Below are 19,964 nucleotides of genomic sequence, written 5' to 3'. Positions count from 1 at the left end.
ACGTGGCAATACGGACACCTCGTGCGGCGTCTCCGTCCATCCGTACAGCTCTGGGCCGCTCCGGGCCCGCGCGCTACGGCGCCACGCGGCCGTTCTTGTTGAACGCCTCGTACGTCAGCGGCATGAGGCGGGCCCACTCCGCCTCCATCAGCTCGCCCACCATCTCGATCTCCCGCTGCGGGAACGAGGGCACCTTCGCCAGCTCGTGCTGGGTGCGCAGCCCCAGGAAGTGCATGAGCGAGCGGGCGTTGCAGGTGGCGTACATGGAGGAGTAGAGCCCGACGGGGAGGACCGAACGGGCGACCTCGCGGGCGACGCCCGCGGCGAGCATCTCCTGGTACGCCGCGTACGCCTGGACGTAGGAGTCCCGCATCGCGCGGGTGGCGAGCCCGTACTGCTCCTGCGTGCCCTCGACGAAGACGTACTTGCCGGGGCGGCCCTCCTGGACCAGCTTGCGGGAGGCGTCCGGCACGTAGAAGACCGGCTGGAGCTCCCGGTAGCGGCCCGACTCCTCGTTGTACGACCAGCCGACGCGGTGCCGCATGAACTCGCGGAAGACGAAGATCGGGGCGCTGATGAAGAACGTCATCGAGTTGTGCTCGAAGGGGCTGCCGTGGCGGTCCCGCATCAGGTAGTTGATCAATCCCCTGGACCGCTCGGGGTCCTTCGACAGCTCCTCCAGGGACTGCTCGCCCGCCGTGGAGACCCGGGCGGCCCACAGCACGTCGGAGTCGGCGGCGCTGTGCTTGACCAGCTCGACGGTGACGTCGCTGCGGAAACCGGGGCGCACCGCCTCGGTCGCCTCGTCGGCCTGGGCGGCCTGGGGTTCCTGGGGGGCTGCGGCGGGGGTGTCGCTCACCGGCGGGTCCTTCCGAAATCGCGTCGCACGGGCGGCGCCCACTCTACGGCCCCGGAACGGCGCCCCGATTCGGGCACCAAATCGCTCGTACGGCCGTCTGTACCGGGTAGGAGCGGCATTTCACAGCGCTTCGCGGTGCCCGATCGCGGCCCTGGTCGCCCGGGCGCCGCCGTCACCGTCCACCGGCGGTGGCCCCGGCCACCGTCCGTCACGAAGGAGAGCCCACCATGCAGTCCCGGCGAGAGGCCGTCCCGTTCGCGTTCGTCGCGGAGACCGACCGCTTCCGCAGCAATGTCACCCCTCCGGCCCGGCAGCGTCCCAGCCTCCCGGAGATCGCCGGCCGTACGCTGATCGGACTGACTGTGGTGGCCGGGCTCGTGGGGTCGCTGCTGTTCGGGATGCCGGCGCTGCAGGCCGGGCCCCAGGCCGGGCAGACGCAGCAGTCCGAGGCTTCCGAGGGCCGCTGACCCGTACGCGCCCCCTGCTGTGGCCGGGTGCGGGGTCGCTGGGTAGCCTCACCGGGCACAGCCCGAACGAGCGTGCAAAGAGTTAAGGAACTGTCGTGCCCCTGCCCTTCCTGACGGCCGACCGCGCTTTCGAAGCCACGAGCGACGACATCGCGCTCCCGTTCGACGACCACGACCAGTGGCGCCGTCCCTACCGGCCCGGCCCCTGGCGGGTGATCGCGGCGGCGCTGGCGCTGCTGGTCGCCTCCTTCATGCTGCTGGCGACGATGATCGTCGCCTTGGCCGGAGCCCTGCCCGCCGCCGGTGCGTGCCTGGGCGCGGCCGCGGTGGTCATCCTGCTGGCGCTGCGCCTGCTGCGGGTGGGCACCTGGGTGAGCCGGCACGGCGTGCGCCACGTGCGCTTCTTCCGTACCGCCACCGTGCCGTGGGCCCGTACGGCCTCGCTGCGCACCGTGCAGCAGCCGGTGCGCTGGCTGGGGCTGCCGCGGACCGTGCAGGGGCAGGCGCTCGTGCTGGTCCGGCAGGGGGGCGGGGAGCCCGTGACGCTCTTCACCGACCACAACGCCGACTTCCTGGCGCGGGTGGAGGCCTTCGACCGGGCGGCCGACACGGTCGAGGCGTGGAGCGCGGAGTACGGGCCGGTGGCCGCGCCGTCCGTGCCGGCGGGCCGGACGCAGTCCGTCTCCTGACCGGCGGCTCCCGCGCGGCCGGGACCGGCCCGGTCTGCTCACCGGCGTGCCCCGCGCCCCGGACTCGGTCCGACCGGACCTGGTCCGGGGCGCGGGGCACGGGTGTGTGCGGGGTCGCCTGCGTGCGCGTACGCGGACGGGCGGGTCCGTACGGGCGGGTGCGTGCGCGTACGGGCACGCGCGGGCGAGCGGGTGCGGGCGAGTGCGTTCCCGTACGCGGGTGGCCTCGGGTGGGGCGCACGGCCGCCGCACGGCGGGGCCCGGCCCGTCAGGGCGCGGCCGGCCGCTTGTCGTGCAGGGCGATGGCGCGCTGCATCGCCTTGCGGGCCCTCGGTGTGTCACGGGCGTCCCGGTAGGCGACGGCCAGCCGGAACCAGCAGCGCCAGTCGTCCGGCGCCGCCTCCGTCTCGGCGCGCCGCCGGGCGAACACCTCGTCGGCCGAGTCGCGGTCGATCCGCCCGTCCGGTGTGCGGCGCAGCTCGTCGACGGGGAGCCCGCCCTCCGCCTCCAGCTCGCCGGCCAGGCGGTTGGCCCGCGTGACGAACCGGGTGTTCATCCAGAGGAACCACACCCCGATCGCCGGCAGGACCAGCGCCGCGGCGCCGAGCACCACCGTGACGGCCGTCCCCTGCCGGATGAGGGCCACTCCCCGGCCTCCGACCAGGACGAACCAGACGGCCAGGAAGGCCGCCATCACGAAGTACATGATTCTCGCGCCCATGGCTCAGCCCACGTCGAGGAAGTGCTCCAGGCCGAAGGTGAGGCCCGGAGCGGAGACGACGCGGCGGCAGCCCAGCAGGATGCCCGGCATGAAGCTGCTGTGGTGCAGGGAGTCGTGGCGGAGCGTGAGCGTCTCGCCCTCGCCGCCGAGCAGCACCTCCTGGTGGGCGAGGAGCCCGCGGAGCCGTACGGCGTGGACGGGGACGCCGTCCACGTCGGCGCCGCGCGCCCCCGGGAGCGCGGTGGCCGTGGCGTCGGGCTGGGGGGCGCAGCCCGCCTCGGCGCGGGCGGCGGCGATGAGCTGGGCGGTGCGGGTGGCCGTGCCGGAGGGGGCGTCCACCTTCTTGGGGTGGTGCAGCTCCACGACCTCGACGGACTCGAAGTAGGGGGCGGCGAGCTGCGCGAACCTCATGGTGAGGACGGCGCCGAGGGAGAAGTTGGGGGCGATGAGCACGCCCGTTCCCGGGGACGTGTCGAGCAGGCCGCGCAGGGTCGCGAGCCGCTCGTCGGTCCAGCCGGTGGTGCCGACGACGGCGTGGATGCCGTGGCGCACGCAGAAGTCGAGGTTGTCCATCACCGAGTCGGGCGTGGTCAGCTCGACGGCGACCTGGGCGCCGCTCTCGGTGAGCGCGCCGAGGTCGTCGCCCCGGCCCAGGGCCGCGACGAGCTCCATGTCGTCGGCGGCCTCCACGGCTCGTACCGCCTCGGAGCCGATGCGGCCCTTGGCGCCGAGGACGGCGACGCGCAGCTTGCTCATGCTTGCTTCCTTACGGGTTGCGGCGGGAATCGGTCGGAGGGGCGGGGCAGCGGGTCAGGAGACGGCCGTGTGGAGGCGGTCCGCCTGCTTGTCCTTGAGCGGGCCGATCACCGCGAGCGACGGCCGCTGCCCGAGGAGCTCGGAGGCCACCGCGCGCACGTCGTCGGGGGTGACGGCGGCGATGCGGGCGAGCATGTCGTCGACGGACATCTGGTCGCCCCAGCACAGCTCGCTCTTGCCGATGCGGTTCATCAGGGCCCCGGTGTCCTCCAGGCCGAGGACGGTGGAGCCGGAGAGCTGGCCGATGGCGCGGGCGATCTCGTCGTCGGTCAGCCCCTCGGCCGCGACCCGGTCCAGCCCGTCCCGGCAGATGCCCAGGACGTCGTGGACCTGGCTGGGCCGGCAGCCCGCGTACACGCCGAAGAGGCCGCAGTCGGCGAAGCCCGAGGTGTACGAGTACACGCTGTAGGCCAGGCCGCGCTTCTCGCGGACCTCCTGGAACAGGCGGGAGGACATGCCGCCGCCGAGCGCGGTGTTCAGCACGCCCAGGGCCCAGCGGCGCTCGTCGGTGCGGGCGAGGCCGGGCATGCCGAGGACGACGTGCGCCTGCTCCGTCCTGCGGGCGGCCACCTCGACGCGGCCGGCCGTGCGGATGGCGCGGCGGCCGTCGCGCGGGGCGAGGGAGACGGCGTCGGTACGGGTCAGGGCGCCGGCCTTCTCGAAGGCGCGGCGGACGAGGCGGACGACGGTGGCGTGGTCGACGTTGCCCGCGGCGGCGACGACCAGGTGCGTCGGGTCGTAGTGCTTCCTGTAGAAGCGGGCGATCTGGTCGCGGGTGAGCGCGTTGATCGTGTCGACCGTGCCGAGGACCGGGCGGCCCAGCGGGGTGTCGCCGAACATCGTCCGCGCGAACAGGTCGTGCACGACGTCGCCGGGGTCGTCCTCGGTCATCGCGATCTCTTCGAGGATCACGCCGCGCTCGGCGTCGACGTCCTCGGCGAGGATCAGCGAGCCGGTCAGCATGTCGCAGACGACGTCGATGGCGAGCGGCAGGTCCGTGTCGAGCACCCGCGCGTAGTAGCAGGTGTACTCCTTCGCCGTGAAGGCGTTCATCTCGCCGCCGACCGCGTCGATCGCGGCGGAGATGTCCAGGGCGCTGCGCTCGCGCGTGCCCTTGAAGAGGAGGTGCTCCAGGTAGTGCGTGGCGCCGTTGAGCGTGGGCGTCTCGTCCCGGGAGCCGACGTGGGCCCAGATGCCGAAGGTGGCGGAGCGTACGGAGGGCAGCGTCTCGGTGACGACGCGCAGGCCGCCCGGCAGGGTGGTGCGGCGGACCGTGCCGATGCCGTCCTTGCCGGGGAGAAGCGTTTGGGTACGGGCGACGGCCCGCGCCTCCGAGGAGGTGCGGGCCGTCGTCCGGAGACTACGGGACGTCACTTGTCGGTGTCGTCCTTTGCGTCCTCGGCGCTCTCGGCGCCCTCTTCGTCCGCGAGGACGGGGATGAGGGAGAGCTTGCCGCGCTGGTCGATCTCGGCGATCTCGACCTGGACCTTGGAGCCGACCCCGAGCACGTCCTCGACGTTCTCCACGCGCTTGCCGCCGGCGAGCTTGCGGATCTGCGAGATGTGCAGCAGGCCGTCCTTGCCCGGCAGGAGCGAGACGAACGCGCCGAAGGTGGTCGTCTTGACGACCGTGCCCAGGTAGCGCTCGCCGACCTCCGGCATGGTCGGGTTGGCGATGCCGTTGATCGTGGCGCGGGCGGCCTCGGCCTGCGAGCCGACCTGGGCACCGATGTAGATGGTGCCGTCGTCCTCGATCGTGATCTCGGCGCCGGTGTCCTCCTGGATCTGGTTGATCATCTTGCCCTTGGGGCCGATGACCTCGCCGATCTTGTCCACGGGGATCTTGACGGTGATGATCCGCGGGGCGTTGGGGGACATCTCGTCCGGGCGGTCGATCGCCTCCATCATCACGTCGAGGATGTGGAGACGGGCGTCGCGGGCCTGCTTGAGGGCCGCGGCCAGGACGGAGGCCGGGATGCCGTCCAGCTTGGTGTCGAGCTGGAGGGCGGTGACGAACTCCTTCGTACCGGCGACCTTGAAGTCCATGTCGCCGAAGGCGTCCTCGGCACCGAGGATGTCGGTGAGGGCGACGTAGTGGGTCTTGCCGTCGACCTCCTCGGAGATCAGGCCCATGGCGATGCCGGCGACCGGGGCCTTGAGGGGCACACCGGCGTTCAGCAGCGACATGGTGGAGGCGCAGACCGAGCCCATGGACGTCGAGCCGTTGGAGCCGAGGGCCTCGGACACCTGGCGGATCGCGTACGGGAACTCCTCGCGCGTCGGCAGCACCGGGGTGATCGCGCGCTCGGCGAGGGCGCCGTGGCCGATCTCGCGGCGCTTGGGCGAACCCACGCGGCCGGTCTCACCCACGGAGTACGGCGGGAAGTTGTAGTTGTGCATGTAGCGCTTGCGGGTCACCGGGGAGAGGGTGTCCAGCTGCTGCTCCATGCGGAGCATGTTGAGGGTGGTGACGCCCAGGATCTGGGTCTCGCCACGCTCGAACAGCGCGGAGCCGTGGACGCGCGGGATGGCCTCGACCTCGGCGGCGAGCGTACGGATGTCCGTCAGGCCGCGGCCGTCGATGCGGACCTTGTCCTTGATGACGCGCTCGCGGACCAGCTTCTTGGTCAGCGCGCGGTACGCGGCGGAGATCTCCTTCTCGCGGCCCTCGAACTGCGGGAGCAGCTTCTCGGCGGCGATCTCCTTGACGCGGTCCAGCTCGGCCTCGCGCTCCTGCTTGCCGGCGATGGTGAGCGCCTGGGAGAGCTCGTTCCTCACCGCGGCGGTCAGCGCCTCCAGGACGTCGTCCTGGTAGTCGAGGAACACCGGGAACTCGCCGACCGGCTTGGCGGCCTTGGCGGCGAGGTCCGACTGGGCCTTGCACAGGACCTTGATGAACGGCTTCGCGGCCTCGAGGCCGGCGGCGACGACCTCCTCGGTGGGGGCCTCGGCACCGCCCTTGACCAGCTCGATGGTCTTCTCGGTGGCCTCGGCCTCGACCATCATGATCGCGACGTCGCCGTCCTCCAGGACGCGGCCCGCGACGACCATGTCGAAGACGGCGTCCTCGAGCTCGCTGTGCGTCGGGAAGGCGACCCACTGGCCCTTGATCAGGGCGACGCGGGTGCCGCCGATCGGGCCGGAGAAGGGCAGGCCGGCGAGCTGCGTGGAGCAGGAGGCGGCGTTGATGGCGACCACGTCGTAGAGGTGGTCGGGGTTGAGCGCCATGATCGTCTCGACGATCTGGATCTCGTTGCGCAGGCCCTTCTTGAAGGAGGGGCGCAGCGGCCGGTCGATCAGGCGGCAGGTGAGGATCGCGTCCTCGGAGGGCCGGCCCTCCCGGCGGAAGAAGGAGCCGGGGATCTTGCCGGCCGCGTACATCCGCTCCTCGACGTCGACCGTCAGGGGGAAGAAGTCGAGCTGGTCCTTGGGCTTCTTGGACGCGGTGGTGGCCGACAGCACCATGGTGTCGTCGTCCAGGTACGCGACGGCGGAGCCGGCGGCCTGCTTGGCCAGGCGGCCCGTCTCGAAGCGGATGGTGCGGGTGCCGAAGGAGCCGTTGTCGATGACGGCCTCGGCGTAGTGGGTCTCGTTCTCCACCAGCGGTTTCTCCGTTTGCTTGTCGTCTTTTCGCCCCGGCGCCCGTGTGGCGCGGGACGGGGGTGGAGAGGAGTCGCCTTGTGTGCGGGCCGGTCTTCGATCGAAGCACCCGGGTGCGCCCGGGGATCTCGTCCCGTGGGCTGGCCCGGGGGCCACTACCGAGGACCGGCGGCGGCGAGGCGGCCTCTCCTCTTGCCATGGGCGTCGGGCCACCCGGTCGGGTGCCGTTCCGCGTCATGGCGCGTTCGTTGTGTCGTTGTGCGACCAGATTACTGAGCCGGTGCCCAGGATCGCATTTCCGGTCGGCGGGGACGTACACCCGCTGTCATCCGCGACCACCGTCGATCACAGTCGGTCGCATGCGGTCGCCTGCGGTCGGCCGCCGTGGCGCCCTGCCGGTCGCCGCCGGTCGGCCGAGGGGCTCCCGGTGGATGCCGGGGGCTCCTGGTGGGCGCCCCCGGACTCCGGGCCCGGTGGACTCCGCCGGAAGGCGGCGGACTCCCGTGTACGGCAAAGGGAGCGGCTCCCTGTCGTCGGGAACCGCTCCCCTCACGGCGACTTACTTGGCGCCGCCGGCCGCACCGCGGCGGATGCCGAGGCGGTCGACCAGCGCGCGGAAGCGCTGGATGTCCTTCTTGGCCAGGTACTGCAGCAGGCGGCGGCGCTGGCCGACGAGGATCAGCAGACCCCGGCGGGAGTGGTGGTCGTGCTTGTGCGTCTTGAGGTGCTCGGTCAGGTCCGAGATGCGGCGGGAGAGCAGCGCGACCTGGACCTCGGGGGAGCCGGTGTCGCCCTCCTTGGTGCCGAACTCGGCCATGATCTGCTTCTTCGTGGCGGCGTCGAGAGACACTCGGTACTCCTCTTGGTGTTCGATGCGCCCGCGAGTGCCCCTGGTCTTGGTCTCAGGGGGGCTTCCGTGACTCGGAGGCGAAGGCTCGATGAGCGCTGCTCCCAGATGCTCCGGGGGCGCGTACACAAACGGCCGTCACACAGCGTACCAGCCCACGCGGACGCGCCGGGCCGGGGGCGGCGGGCCGGCCGGCGGGAGGCGGGGAGGCCGACGGGTGGGGCGGGGGCCGGAGAGGCCGGGGGCTAGGACGTGAGGGCGCGGATGGAGTGGTACACGCCGAAGACCGCCAGGCAGAGCGGGACCAGCGTGAGCAGGAAGAAGCCCTCGGCGATCTCCAGGAAGCGGCCCCAGAACGGGGTGACGCCCTTGTTCGGCACGATCAGCCCGATCGCGACGATCAGCGCGGCGATCAGGGCCACGGCCGCGGCGAGCCACACCGTACGGATGTCCAGCGGCCCGCCGTCACCGCGCAGGGCGGCGCGGATAACGCTCTCCGGCGGGTTGAGGCACAGGCCGAGGCCGAGCAGGACGAGGGAGCCGAGGCCGGCGGCGAGCGCGCAGCCGACCTGGGCGGAGTAGCGGAAGAGATGGGCGCGCATCATCATCGCGGCGCCCGTGGCGAGGGCGAGGAGCTGGCCCCAGAGGTTGTCGGAGAAGCCGAGGACGCCTGCGGCGGTGACGGCGACCAGAGCGCAACCGCCGACGAGGCCGAGGAGCAGTTCATGGCCGCGGCGGGCCTGGGCGGCGATGCGGGCGGAGTCGACCGGACCCTGCGGGGCGCCCTCACCGCCGTCGTACCCGCCGACGCTGGTGCGGGGCGGGTCGAAGCCGATGGGGAGCCGGGCGAAGCGGGTGGAGAGGCCGGGGAGGAAGGCGAGCGCGCCCGCGGCGAGCGGCGGGCAGACGGCGGCGGTCTCCACCGGGGTCATGCCGGTCAGGGTGGCGACGAAGGTCACGAGCAGCCCCACGGCCGAGGCGAGGACGAACGCGACGAACGGCCCGTCCCCCGACGGCGACACCAGCATCAGGACGAGCGCCGTGACCAGGACCGCCGCGCAGGCCAGCAGGAACTGCAGCCGCCCCGGCCCCTGCCCGGCGGCGACGGACAGCAGCCCGGAGCCGCCGACCGCGGCGTTCGCCATGGCGCCGAGGCCGAGGGCGACGGCCGAGCCCCGGTCGTCGTACACGCGGGCCCGGACGCAGGCGAGCGCCAGCAGGAGCACCGCGGCGACGCCGGCGAGGATGCCGGGCAGACCGTGCATGTCGTGGCGCGGGTCGGCCTGCCACAGGACGAAGGCCAGCAGCACCAGCAGTACGGAGCCGCCGAACAGGCCGGAGCCCCGCATGAGTGCGTCCGTCCAGAAGCGGCGGTCGCGGGAGACGGCGGAGGCGACGGCGTCCGAGACGTCGTCGAAGACGGCGGGCGGCAGCGACTCGGCGAACGGCCGCAAGGACAGCAGCTCGCCGTCGAGGATGCGCTGGGCGGCCAGCGACCTGGCCGAGTCGAGGACCGTGCCGTCGCGGCGGACCAGGTGGTATCCGACCGGACCGCCCTCGACGGGGCTCTGGCCGGACAGCCGGAGGATCTCCGGATGGAGGTCGGCGACCGGGATGTCCTCGGGCAGCGCCACGTCGACACGTCCGTCGGGCGCGACGACGGTGACGCGGCAGAAGCCGGTTCCGCCGCCGGCCGGCGTCGCGGGAGCCGGGTGACCGGTCGTGGTGGCCGCCGCCTGGGCCGTCATGCTCACCTGCTGCTTCCCCTCGTGAAATGCGTGACTTCTCGGGTGTGGACGGCGATGTGCCCCCGCCGTCGCGGCCGGAGTGCCTGCCCGCGCTCCGAATGTCCCTCGCCCCGCGGCAGTTCGCAGCTCCGCGGAATCCGTCGCGTCACCCTACCGCCCGGCCGTCACCCCCCACGCAAGTAGGATCCCCAACCGCGGATGGAACCCGTCGCCACGGGGGCGCCGATAGGAACATTTCCGTCCGGCAAGGGAATTGGTGAGCTGTGAGTCAGATCGTCGTCAAGCGCCCACCACGGGTCCTGCCGTCCGAAGTGCCCGACGAGCAGGTGCAGCTGCAACCTCCGCCCGAGCTGCCCCGGGGGCAGCAGGAGGGCGCGCTGATGCAGATTCTGCCGATGCTCGGCATGGGCGGCTCCGTCGTGTTCTTCTTCATGACCCCGAATCCGATCATGCGGATCATGGGCATGGTGATGATCGCGTCGACCCTCGCGATGGGCATCGCGATGCTGGTGCGCTACCGGCGCGGCACCCAGGGACAGCTCGCGGACCTGCGGCGCGACTACCTCAAGTACCTGAACCAGACCCGCCGCGCGGTACTGCGGACCGCGCGGCTGCAGCGGGACGCCCAGTTCTACCTGCACCCCTCCCCCGAGCAGCTCTGGGCGCTGGTCGCCGAGGGCAGCCGGGTGTGGGAGCGGCGCGTGGCCGACCCCGACTTCGGGCAGGTGCGGATCGGCCTGGGCAGTCAGCAGCTCGCCACACCGCTGATCGCCCCCGAGACGGCGCCGGTGGACGACCTGGAGCCGCTGACGGCGGGCGCGATGCGGCAGTTCCTGTCGACGCACGGCACGCTCGACGGGCTCCCGATGGCGGTTTCGCTGCGGTCCTTCTACCACGTGACGGTGAGCGGCGAGCAGGAGTCCGTACGGGCGTCCGCGCGCGCCATGGTCGCGTCGCTGGCGTCGCTCCAGTCGCCGGAGGACCTGGTCGTCGCCATCGCGACCGGCCAGGACGCCGCGTCCGCGTGGGAGTGGGCCAAGTGGCTGCCGCACGCGCAGGCGCGGGGCGCCGTGGACGGTGCCGGGTCACGGCGGCTGATCACGACGGACCCGATGGACCTCCAGGACCTGCTCGCCGGGCTGCTGGAGGGCCGGCCGCGGTTCCAGGGCGGTGACCACCCACTGCTGGACCAGCCGCACGTCGTGGTGGTCCTGGACGGGCAGACCGTGCCGCCGATGTCGCCGCTGGCCGCCGCGGAGGGCCTGCAGGGCGTCACGATCGTGGAGGTCGTGCGGGGTGAGGGTGCCGGGGCGCGCGGCCAGCTCTCGGTGGTGGTCCGCCCCGGCGAGCTGCGCCTGGAGTCGGGGCACGGGATCGTCTACGAGGGCACGCCGGACGGGCTGAGCCTGGAGGCCGCCGAGGCGCTGGCCCGTCAGCTGGCGCCGCTGCGGATGGCCTCGGGCGGCGACGACGACGAGCCGCTGCTGGCCAACCTGGAGTTCACCGACCTGCTGAACCTGGGCGACGCCGCGTCGGTGGACGTCAGCCGCACCTGGCGGCCGAGGTCGCAGTCGGAGCGGCTGCGGGTGCCGATCGGTGTCGGCGAGGACGGCTCGCCGGTCATGCTGGACCTGAAGGAGGCCGCGCAGGAGGGCATGGGCCCGCACGGTCTGTGCGTGGGAGCGACCGGCTCCGGCAAGTCGGAGCTGCTGCGGACGCTGGTGCTGGGCCTGGCGGTCACCCACTCGTCGGAGACGCTGAACTTCGTCCTCGCGGACTTCAAGGGCGGCGCCACCTTCGCGGGCATGTCGCAGATGCCGCACGTCGCCGCCGTCATCACCAACCTGGCGGACGACCTGACCCTCGTCGACCGCATGGGCGACTCCATCCGCGGCGAGCTCAACCGCCGCCAGGAGATGCTGCGCGACGCGGGCAACTACGCCAACATCCACGACTACGAGAAGGCGCGCGCGGCCGGCGCCCCGCTCCAGCCCATCCCCTCGCTGGTCCTCGTCATCGACGAGTTCAGCGAACTGCTCACCGCGAAACCGGACTTCATCGAGATGTTCGTGCAGATCGGCCGTATCGGCCGGTCTCTCGGCGTGCACCTGCTGCTGGCGTCGCAGCGGCTCGAGGAGGGCCGGCTGCGCGGTCTGGAGACCTACCTGTCGTACCGGATCGGTCTGCGGACGTTCTCCACGGCCGAGTCGCGCGCCGCGATCGGCGTCCCGGACGCCTACCACCTGCCGAACGTGCCCGGCTCCGGATACCTGAAGTTCGGCACGGACGAGATGGTGCGCTTCAAGGCGGCGTACGTGTCCGGGGTGTACCGGTCGAACGCGCAGGCGCTGGCCTCGGTCGGGGGTCCCCTGCCGGTGGACCGGCGGCCGGTGCCCTTCACGGCGGCGCCGGTGCCCATCCGGTACGTGCAGCCCGCGGCGCGGCCGGTGCGGGCGGAGAGCGCTCCGGCCGAGGACGACGCGCTCGCCGACACCGTGCTGGACGTGATCGTGCGGCGGCTGGAAGGCCGCGGTGTGGAGGCCCACCAGGTGTGGCTGCCTCCGCTGGACAACCCGCCGCCGCTGGACGAGCTGCTGCCGGGCCTCGCCGAGGTGCGGGGGCGCGGTCTGACGCAGCCCGGCTTCGAGGGCGCGGGCCGGCTCGTCGTACCGGTGGGCGTGGTGGACAAGCCGTTCGAGCAGCGGCGCGACACGCTGTACCGGGACTTCTCCGGCGCGGCGGGCCATATGCAGATCGTCGGCGGCCCGCAGTCCGGCAAGTCCACGCTGCTGCGGACGATCATCTCGGCGTTCGCGCTGACGCACACCCCGCACGAGGTGCAGTTCTACGGCCTCGACTTCGGTGGCGGCGGCATGTCGTCGATCGCCGGACTGCCGCATGTGGGCGGGGTCGCCTCGCGCCTGGACCCGGAGCGGGTGCGGCGCACGGTCGCGGAGGTGTACGGGATCCTGTCACGGCGCGAGGAGTTCTTCCGCAGCGCCGGCATCGACTCGATCGCCACGTACCGGAGGCTGCGGGAGCGCGGCGACATCTCCGTGCAGGAACAGCCGTGGGGTGATGTGTTCCTCGTCATCGACGGCTGGGGCAACTTCCGCACGGACTACGAGGGCCTGGAGCACCTCGTGATGGACATCGCCGCGCGCGGTCTCGGCTACGGGATCCACCTGGTCCTCACCGCGTCGCGGTCCATGGAGGTGCGCGCCAATCTCAAGGACCACCTGATGAACCGGCTGGAGCTGCGGCTCGGCGACCCGATGGACTCGGAGCTGGACCGCCGCGTCGCGCAGAACGTGCCGCCCGGTGTGCCCGGGCGGGGCCTCAGCCCGGAGAAACTGCACTTCATGGCGGCGGTGCCGCGCATCGACGGCATCAACTCGGACAGCGACCTGTCGGAGGCGACGGCGGCCATGGCGCAGGAGGTGTCCCGGCACTGGACCCTGCCCGGTGCGCCCCAGGTACGCCTCCTGCCGCGCGAGCTGCCGGCAGCGAACCTGCCCGCGGGCTTCGCGCACCCGGAGCGGGGCGTCGCCTTCGCGATCGACGAGAACAACCTGGCGCCGGTGTTCGTCAACTTCGAGCGCGACCCGTTCTTCCTGGTCGTCGGTGAGACCGAGTCCGGCAAGACGAACCTGCTGCGGCTGCTGATCAAGCAGTTGAGCGAGCGGTACGACGGGGACGACTGCAAGCTGTTCGTGATCGACAACCGGCGCGGGCTGCTGGACGTCACCCCGCGGACGCACCTGGCGGAGTACGTGCCGATGTCCAACAACATGGACCACCACGTGGAGGCCCTGTCGGGGCTGATGCGGCGCCGTACCCCGTCGGAGGACGTCACGGCACAGCAACTGCGCGACCGGAGCTGGTGGCAGGGCCCGACGGTGTACGTGGTGGTCGACGACTACGACCTGGTGTCGACGTCGAGCGGCAACCCGCTGGCGCCGCTGACCGAACTGCTGCCCTTCGCGCGGGACGTGGGCGTGCGGTTCATCATCGCCCGGAACTCGGCGGGCGCGAGCCGCTCGGCGTACGAGCCGTTCATGCAGCGCATGATGGAGCTGGGCGCGCAGGGCGTGATCCTGTCGGGTGACCCGCAGGAGGGCGACGTCCTCGGCGGGGTGCGCCCCCGGCCGATGCCGCCGGGCCGCGGCGTCTTCGTCTCCCGCCAGCGCGGCAACCCGCTGGTGCAGACGGGCCTGATGCCGCCGGACGCGCGGTAAGGGTCTGGCGCGCCGAGGGGGCGCCCGCCGGGTGGCGGGCGCCCCCTCCGTCTGTCCGGGAGCCGCTTCGCGGTGCTCATGGGCGGGCGGCTGCGTGGTGGAGCGGGCGGGGGACGCACAGCCTGCGTCCGGCCCTTCCGGGCGGGGCCCCGCACAAACCGCGTTGTCCGGGCGTCGGTGAGTCCCCTGGGTACCCGCGTGCGGTGGGGCCGGGCACGCGGAAGGGGCGGACACCTCCCGCGCGTGTCCGCCCCCGGCCGCCGGTGGCCCGGCTGGTACCGCTACTGCTTACATGAAGCCCTGTGCGGCCTTCTTGTCGCCCTGCTGGTAGGCCGGAGCGGCCTCGCGGACCGCCCTGGCGATCTGGTTCAGCGCCTGGTGGATCTCCCTGGCGCGGCGGTCCCAGTCGGTCTGCGCCGTCTTGTAGGCCTCGCGGGCCTCGCCCTGCCAGAGCTCCTGGAGCGAAGCGATCTTGGCCTGGATGGCCTCCAGGCTGATGTTGAGCCGCTTCGCCTGCTGCTCGATCGTGCTCGCGGCCTCCTGCAGGCTCGCGTAAGTGACGATCATGGTGCCGTCGTTGTTAGCCATCGGTCCTCCAACCGGTTCGTGCTGTGGTGAGTCGGCCGCCAGCGGTGCACGGCCGGAAGAGGTCAGTACTTGGCGAGGTTCGAGGTGCGGGCCTCGGTCGCGGCGTCACCCGAGTAGCCGTCCACCACGTCGACACCGCGGAGGGCGGCCTCGACCTCGGTGTCGGTGTTGCCGGCGATGGTACGGGCCGCCTCGATGGCCTCCTGGAACTTCAGCAGGAGCTTGCCGATGCCGACCATGTTCCGGTTGATCGCGTCCTGCTTCACGTTGAAGGCGCCGGCACCGATACCGGCCCAGCGGCCCTCCAGGCTGTCGATCGTCCCCTGCAGGGCCGAGAGCTGGCTCTTCACGTCGTCGAACTGGCGCGTCAGCTCGCCCTGGAGCTTCGTCAGCGCTACGCCATTGACCTTCTGCACTGCCATGCGATGTGTTCCTCTCTGGAGGTTCCCCGGTGGGTCGGATCTCCACCGTCGGGTGCGGGCGGCTTGTTCCTGCCGCTACGCCGTACGGCGTTTGCGGGCGAAGTAGAACGCTCCCCCCGCGACGACGACCACGACTGCGGCGCCGCCAAGGACGAGACCGAGGGAACTCCCGCCCCCGGTTTCCCCGCTGGAGCCTGTCACGGCCTGGGCCGGCGTGGCCTGGTCCTGCGGGGCTTGTGACGAAGCTGGTGCAGACGTGCCGGGCGTGGCGGGCGCCGCCGGTGTCGCGGACGAACCGCCGCCGGGCGCTGCGGAGTTCTCGTTCGTCAGCGGGTCGACGTTCGGGTCACCGGGCTTGCCGAGCCCGCGGTTGATGTGCGCGCCGGGGCGGACCACGCCGTGGCCCACGTAGTTGCTCGTGGTGCCGGGCTTCCACCCCTCGCCCTTGCCGGCGCTTTCCAGCATGACGCGCAGGACCTGGTTCGCGGTCCAGTCCGGGTGGTACGACCAGATCAGGGCTGCGGTGGCGGAGGCGATGGCGGTGGCGGCGCTGGTGCCGTCGACATCGCAGTAGCGCGTGAATGTGGCATCGCACCACTGAGGGATGCCACTGCCCGGAGCCGCGATGTCAACCATGTCGCCGTGCGTGGAGTACTTGCCGACCCGGCCCTCGGGGTCGGTACCGGCAACCCCTACAACCTCCGGAAGGGCACCAGGGTACTGACGCGTGTTCTCCTTGTTGCCGGTGTTGCCTACCGAGGCGAACATGAGCTTGCCCTTGCTCTGGGCATACTTCGCGGCTTCCATCATCCGGTCGGTCTTGCCGATACCTCCGAAGGACATGTTGATGATCTTCGCGTCACTGTCGGCTGCGGCGCGGATGGCGTCTTCGGCATCCCAGTTGTTCTTGCGCCGCTTGACGTCATCGGCCGCAATACGGTAAGGGATGATCTTGGCGCCTGGAGCAAGGCCTTGGAGACCTCCACCCTTCCCCGTGCCCGCGATCAGCTCGGCCATGGTGGTTCCATGGCCAGAGTAGTCATCAGTCTTGCCGTCCACCTCAGTCGCGTCGAGCCCTTTGAGTACCTGGCCCTTGAGCGAGGGCGTGGACGGGTTGACGCCCGAGTCGATGACCGCGACCTTGATGCCCTCGCCCCTGGTCTTCTGCCAGATCTTGTCGACGTGCATCGCGTCCAGGTACCACTGCTTCGCGCGGATGTCCTCCGCCGCAGCGGCCGGAGCCAGGCCGACGAAGCCGATGGCCCACGCACCGACCAGCGCGACCGCGCATGTGACCCGCCGCCGCAGTCGCCGCGTCGTTCCTGCTGTCATCCTGGCTCCCCTGCACCTTTCCTGTGGTCAGTCGATCACCGGCGGAACGGCGCCGCGCCGTCGGGACGTCCACGTCTCTTCGTCCTCGACCAGGTAGTCGGGGCGCTCCGAGCCGGGCTGTTCCTCGTTCTTCTGTCCCTTGCCGCGCTGGGAACGCGGGGTGCCCACCACGCCGTTCACACTGGGAGTCCCTCGGCCCGCCGAACGTGCGGCTGCCCCGGGATGGGCTCCGATGACGCTTCCCGTACCAGGGCGTGCGGCGGACGGGCGGCCCTGCGGCGCACCCTGTCCGCCGATCACCGTGCCGGTGGGAATGCGGGAGCCGCCGGCCCCACCCGGAGCCGAACGGGGCTGCGGCGTACCGCCCACGATGCCCGTGCCGGCCCGACCTGCCGCCGGCGTCCCGGGTCCACCTGCACGTCCGGTAGCCGGGGTGCCGGGGGTGCCCGGACGGCCCACCATGTTGTTCGCCGCCGGACCGCCGACCGTGCTCTGCCGCCCGGCGGCGGGAGCTCCGGGCGCACCCGGCGTGCCCGGACGGCCGACCACGTTCGACTGGCCGGGACCGGCGGGCCGGCCCGGCTGTCCGGGGCCCCCCTGTGTCACCTTCGGGCTTCCGGGAACGCCGGGACGGCCCACCTGGCTGGTGCTCTGGGGACCTGCGGTACGCGGGACGGCGGGCCCGCCCTGGTTCCGGCCGGTGGACGGGCCCTTCCCTGTGGCCGGGAGACCGGGGGTCATCGGCGGAGGAGTGAACGGGTTGCCGCTCGTCGCGGGTGCGGTCGGCGTGGGCGGAGGCGTCGCCGGAGCGGTGACCGGTGGAGCCGGGGGCGCGATGGTGTCGATCTGCATCGACGGGTCCAGGGTCGGAGGTGAGGCCGGCGGCGTCACACCGAGAGCACTCGTGTGGGCGCCACCGGTAGGCGCGCTACCTTCCGGAAGTCTCTGGTAAGCGCCTTGAGGCCCCTCAGCTCGCGCGGACCCCAAAGTAGCGGTACCCGCACCACTCCTCATCTCGCCACCGTCGAAGCTTCGTGTAGGCGGAGGCACCGCCGCCTTCAACCGTTCCGGGAACTTCGGGGGTTCCTGGGACGCCAGGGTCGACTCGGAGACCGCGTAGAAGGAGGCCAGGCGGTTCAGCTGGTTGATGGCTTCCTGGCGGTCGCGTTCCGCCTTGAGGGCCTTCTGGTAGTCCTCGTTGTCCGCCGTGCGCTCCGATGGGGGGAAGTCCGTGGGCTTCTTCGGGTCGGGGCGGTTGTCGCGGGGCGGGCGGGCGTTGCGGACGGAGGCCAGGCCCGTGCTGGCGACCTTCATCTGCGCGCCCACGATGTTGGCGAAGCTCGCCAGGTTGTAGGTGTAGGCCGCGAGGTCGGAGGCGAAGCGCTGGAACTCCGTGCCCGCCTCGCCCTTCAGGTCCACGGCTGCGGCGTCCTTCTTCAGGTCGCGGGCCGCGTCGTTGAGCGCCTTGCGGGCGGACTCCAGCGCCGTGCCCGCGGCCTCGAGGTCGGACGGGTTGGCCGCCTCCAGGAGGTCGAGCATGGCGTTGAGCGGCGCGTTCTCGAAGTTGGTCTTGCCGAAGAAGCCGCCGGGGCCGCTGCCCGGGCCGAAACCGATGCGGGCGAACTGGGCGGAGATGCGCTCCATCCGGTCCGTGGCGGTGAACGTCGACTGGATGCTGGCAGCATCCTGGGACTGCTGCTGCTGGGGGGTGAGGTTCTTCTCTTCGGTTCCCATGGCTTACCCCAGGTCCTTCGAGACGTTCGGCATGTCCGTGCGGGGCTGGTCCGGCGCCTCGGCCTTCTGGTCCTGCTTTTCGCGCTGTTCCATCGCCGTGTCCAGCCGTGCCTGGATGGCGTGGAAGCGGCGGCGGGTGTCCTCGTCGACGTTGTCGAAGCCGACGTCGGCCGCGCGGGCGCCGAGGCGGAGCAGCTCCATCTGGTCGGCCAGCAGCTTGGAGAGGGACACCAGTTCCTTGTGGACACGGGCGTACTGCGTGAAGAAGCCGTCCGCCTCGCCGAAGGGCAGGCTCGTACCGCTGAACGACCCGCGCTCGATGGTGTGCTCGGCGACCTTCTGGGGGCCGCCGGGGCCCGTCTCGAAGTCCGTCAGAAGCGCGTTGATCTTGGACTGGAAACTCCGTAGCGCGCCTGCGCCGCGCTCAAGGTCGGCCATGACCCGTGTCCCTCCCCGTTGTTCCTGCTGTCACGCATTGCGATCGAACTCTTGCCCTGTTCACCGATCGCACGCGTGCCACTCTATCCAGTGCCTCCGACAGTCCCAAGTGCCTTACCCATGGCGCGCCTTACGGCTTGACGCCGGAGAACGGCACTCCGGTTGCGGTCGGATCGCGTGGACACCGTCACCCGCCGGCGGGGCGCGCCGTCGTACGGTTGCGGCGACGGGCGTCACGGAGGGCGACCGCGGTGCCGGCGATGGCGGCGACGAGGACGCCGCCGCCCACGACGACGTACGTCGCGAGTCGGGCGTTGCGCTGCTCGGGCGTCTCGCCCAGGTGGAGTTCGGCCGGAGTAGGCGGTTCCGCCTTGGTGACGCCCTCGTGGGCGACCGGGGCCTCGATCGGCTTCTCGTCCTCCGTCAGGGCCCGGACGGGATCCACGACGCCCCACCCTACAAGCCGGTCGTGGCCGGCGACCGAGCGCTCCGCGGTCTGCTGGATCTGGGCGACGATCTGCCGTTGCGTCCAGTCCTTGTGCTTGGCCTTGATGAGCGCGGCGACCCCCGCCACGTACGGGGCGGAGAAGCTGGTGCCGTTGTCGGCGCAGTGGCCGCCGCCCGGCACAGTTGTGATCATGTCCACACCAGGGGCGGCGACGCCCACGAAGTCGCCGGACTGCGAGAAGGCGGCGCGCTCGTTGTTGCGGTCGGAGGCGGCCACGGCGAGGACGCCCTCGTAGGAGGCCGGGTAGGTCTTCTTGACGTTGCCGTCGAGGCCGTCGTTGCCGGCCGAGGCGATGACGACGATCTCCTTGTCCAGGGCCTTCTGGACGGCCTCCTTCAGGAGCGGCGTCGGCTCGATGGCGTTGGCCGTGTCCTGCGAGATGTTGATGACGTCGGCCTCCTCGTCGATGGCGTGCTGGATGGCCGTCGCCAGGGTGCCTGCCGTGCCGTTGCCGTCGGCGTCGTTCTGCTGGATCGGGATGATCGTGGCGTCCGGGGCGAGGCCGACGAAGCCGGTGCCCTTCATGGGGCGGGCGGCGATGATCCCGGCGACCTTCGTGCCGTGGCCGACGGTGTCGGTGGTGCCGTCCTCCTTGCCGCGCTCGACCTTGTTGCCGTTCTCGTCCTCGGCGTCCTTGGGGATGAGGTTGATCCCGCTCCCGACGTCCACGGCGGGCTTCAGTTGCGGGTGCGCGATGTCCACACCGGTGTCGATGACGGCGACGCGGACGCCCTTGCCGGTGGACTGCTTCCACACCTCGTCCAGCAGGACCCGCTGGAGCGCCCAGGGGCGGCCCTCGTACGGCTTGGCGGGGTACGTGCACTGGCCGGGCGTGTCGGCTGCGGCGGGCGGGGCGGGCAGGGTGACGCCGAGGAAGGCCGCCGCGGCCAGGGCGGCGGCCCGGCGCCTGTCCCTACCGGAACCCGTACCGGGACTGTTCGTGCTCATCGCGTACGCC

At 71.8% G+C, this 19,964-nt stretch carries 16 protein-coding genes; 3 read left to right on the top strand and 13 right to left on the bottom strand.

The features are described 5' to 3' along the window. Positions 1–73 precede the first annotated feature (73 nt). The gene (gene thyX / locus CP974_RS22890) at positions 74–790 is read right to left on the bottom strand and encodes an FAD-dependent thymidylate synthase (RefSeq protein ID WP_031129719.1); all 717 of its coding nucleotides are present in this window, start codon (positions 788–790) and stop codon (positions 74–76) included. 296 nt (positions 791–1,086) lie between these two features. Between thyX and CP974_RS22885 the strand changes: the two genes are divergently transcribed. Beyond that, a complete protein-coding gene (locus tag CP974_RS22885) occupies positions 1,087–1,326 on the top strand; it encodes a hypothetical protein (RefSeq protein ID WP_031129720.1) in 240 nt (79 codons plus the stop codon). Between the two features lie 95 nt (positions 1,327–1,421). Beyond that, positions 1,422–2,015, top strand: a complete 594-nt coding sequence (locus CP974_RS22880) for an SCO5741 family PH domain-containing membrane protein (protein WP_031129721.1) — start codon at positions 1,422–1,424, stop codon at positions 2,013–2,015. Between the two features lie 268 nt (positions 2,016–2,283). On the opposite strand, the gene CP974_RS22875 is transcribed toward CP974_RS22880, so the two are convergent. The 6 genes from CP974_RS22875 to eccD form a co-directional block, all read right to left on the bottom strand. Next, entirely contained in the window at positions 2,284–2,736 is a 453-nt protein-coding gene (locus CP974_RS22875; RefSeq protein WP_031129722.1) for a tetratricopeptide repeat protein, read from the bottom strand. Between the two features lie 3 nt (positions 2,737–2,739). Next, on the bottom strand, positions 2,740–3,492 hold the full coding sequence (gene dapB / locus CP974_RS22870) for a 4-hydroxy-tetrahydrodipicolinate reductase (RefSeq protein ID WP_031129723.1): 753 nt from the start codon (positions 3,490–3,492) through the stop codon (positions 2,740–2,742). A 54-nt stretch (positions 3,493–3,546) separates the two neighbouring features. Beyond that, positions 3,547–4,926 carry a M16 family metallopeptidase gene (locus tag CP974_RS22865; protein ID WP_031129725.1) on the bottom strand — a complete coding sequence of 460 codons (1,380 nt, stop codon included), beginning with the start codon at positions 4,924–4,926 and terminating at the stop codon, positions 3,547–3,549. Beyond that, positions 4,923–7,151: a polyribonucleotide nucleotidyltransferase gene (locus tag CP974_RS22860; RefSeq protein ID WP_031129727.1), complete on the bottom strand. Its 2,229-nt coding sequence runs from the start codon at positions 7,149–7,151 to the stop codon at positions 4,923–4,925. Before CP974_RS22860 ends, CP974_RS22865 begins: the two co-directional genes overlap by 4 nt. Positions 7,152–7,710: 559 nt before the next feature. Beyond that, complete coding sequence (gene rpsO / locus CP974_RS22855) at positions 7,711–8,001, bottom strand: 30S ribosomal protein S15 (protein ID WP_023586232.1); 291 nt, start codon at positions 7,999–8,001, stop codon at positions 7,711–7,713. 242 nt (positions 8,002–8,243) lie between these two features. After that, positions 8,244–9,746, bottom strand: a complete 1,503-nt coding sequence (gene eccD, locus CP974_RS22850) for a type VII secretion integral membrane protein EccD (protein ID WP_031129728.1) — start codon at positions 9,744–9,746, stop codon at positions 8,244–8,246. 263 nt (positions 9,747–10,009) lie between these two features. On the opposite strand from eccD, the gene CP974_RS22845 reads away from it, so the two are divergent. Beyond that, complete coding sequence (locus CP974_RS22845; RefSeq protein WP_031129729.1) at positions 10,010–13,984, top strand: type VII secretion protein EccC; 3,975 nt, start codon at positions 10,010–10,012, stop codon at positions 13,982–13,984. A gap of 288 nt (positions 13,985–14,272) precedes the next feature. Here CP974_RS22845 and CP974_RS22840 read toward each other — a convergent pair whose 3' ends face one another. The 6 genes from CP974_RS22840 to mycP form a co-directional block, all read right to left on the bottom strand. Continuing rightward, entirely contained in the window at positions 14,273–14,572 is a 300-nt protein-coding gene (locus CP974_RS22840; RefSeq protein WP_031129731.1) for a WXG100 family type VII secretion target, read from the bottom strand. Positions 14,573–14,634: 62 nt separating this feature from the next. After that, entirely contained in the window at positions 14,635–14,994 is a 360-nt protein-coding gene (locus tag CP974_RS22835) for a WXG100 family type VII secretion target (protein WP_031129733.1), read from the bottom strand. Between the two features lie 75 nt (positions 14,995–15,069). Beyond that, on the bottom strand, positions 15,070–16,326 hold the full coding sequence (locus CP974_RS22830; protein ID WP_031129734.1) for a S8 family serine peptidase: 1,257 nt from the start codon (positions 16,324–16,326) through the stop codon (positions 15,070–15,072). Between the two features lie 27 nt (positions 16,327–16,353). Continuing rightward, entirely contained in the window at positions 16,354–18,060 is a 1,707-nt protein-coding gene (locus CP974_RS22825; RefSeq protein ID WP_031129735.1) for a hypothetical protein, read from the bottom strand. 3 nt (positions 18,061–18,063) lie between these two features. Beyond that, entirely contained in the window at positions 18,064–18,498 is a 435-nt protein-coding gene (locus tag CP974_RS22820; protein ID WP_031129737.1) for a DUF2563 family protein, read from the bottom strand. A gap of 187 nt (positions 18,499–18,685) precedes the next feature. After that, positions 18,686–19,954, bottom strand: coding sequence for a type VII secretion-associated serine protease mycosin (mycP, locus tag CP974_RS22815; protein WP_031129739.1), 1,269 nt, complete (start codon positions 19,952–19,954; stop codon positions 18,686–18,688). Between the last annotated feature and the right edge of the window lie 10 nt (positions 19,955–19,964).

The sequence above is a fragment of the Streptomyces fradiae ATCC 10745 = DSM 40063 genome (assembly GCF_008704425.1).
GTDB classification, from domain to species: domain Bacteria; phylum Actinomycetota; class Actinomycetes; order Streptomycetales; family Streptomycetaceae; genus Streptomyces; species Streptomyces fradiae.
The sequence above is the reverse complement of the archived record's forward strand: the minus strand, read 5'-3'. Positions and strand labels throughout refer to the sequence as shown.

What these genes read in the sequence shown, in the direction of transcription:
- CP974_RS22885 (WP_031129720.1), top strand. Translation starts at nt 1,087, where the DNA reads ATGCAGTCCCGGCGAGAGGCCGTCCCGTTCGCGTTCGTCGCGGAGACC.
- CP974_RS22875 (WP_031129722.1), bottom strand. Translation starts at nt 2,736, where the DNA reads ATGGGCGCGAGAATCATGTACTTCGTGATGGCGGCCTTCCTGGCCGTC.
- dapB (WP_031129723.1), bottom strand. Translation starts at nt 3,492, where the DNA reads ATGAGCAAGCTGCGCGTCGCCGTCCTCGGCGCCAAGGGCCGCATCGGC.
- eccD (WP_031129728.1), bottom strand. Translation starts at nt 9,746, where the DNA reads ATGACGGCCCAGGCGGCGGCCACCACGACCGGTCACCCGGCTCCCGCG.
- CP974_RS22840 (WP_031129731.1), bottom strand. Translation starts at nt 14,572, where the DNA reads ATGGCTAACAACGACGGCACCATGATCGTCACTTACGCGAGCCTGCAG.
- CP974_RS22835 (WP_031129733.1), bottom strand. Translation starts at nt 14,994, where the DNA reads ATGGCAGTGCAGAAGGTCAATGGCGTAGCGCTGACGAAGCTCCAGGGC.
- CP974_RS22830 (WP_031129734.1), bottom strand. Translation starts at nt 16,326, where the DNA reads ATGACAGCAGGAACGACGCGGCGACTGCGGCGGCGGGTCACATGCGCG.
- CP974_RS22825 (WP_031129735.1), bottom strand. Translation starts at nt 18,060, where the DNA reads ATGGGAACCGAAGAGAAGAACCTCACCCCCCAGCAGCAGCAGTCCCAG.
- CP974_RS22820 (WP_031129737.1), bottom strand. Translation starts at nt 18,498, where the DNA reads ATGGCCGACCTTGAGCGCGGCGCAGGCGCGCTACGGAGTTTCCAGTCC.
- mycP (WP_031129739.1), bottom strand. Translation starts at nt 19,954, where the DNA reads ATGAGCACGAACAGTCCCGGTACGGGTTCCGGTAGGGACAGGCGCCGG.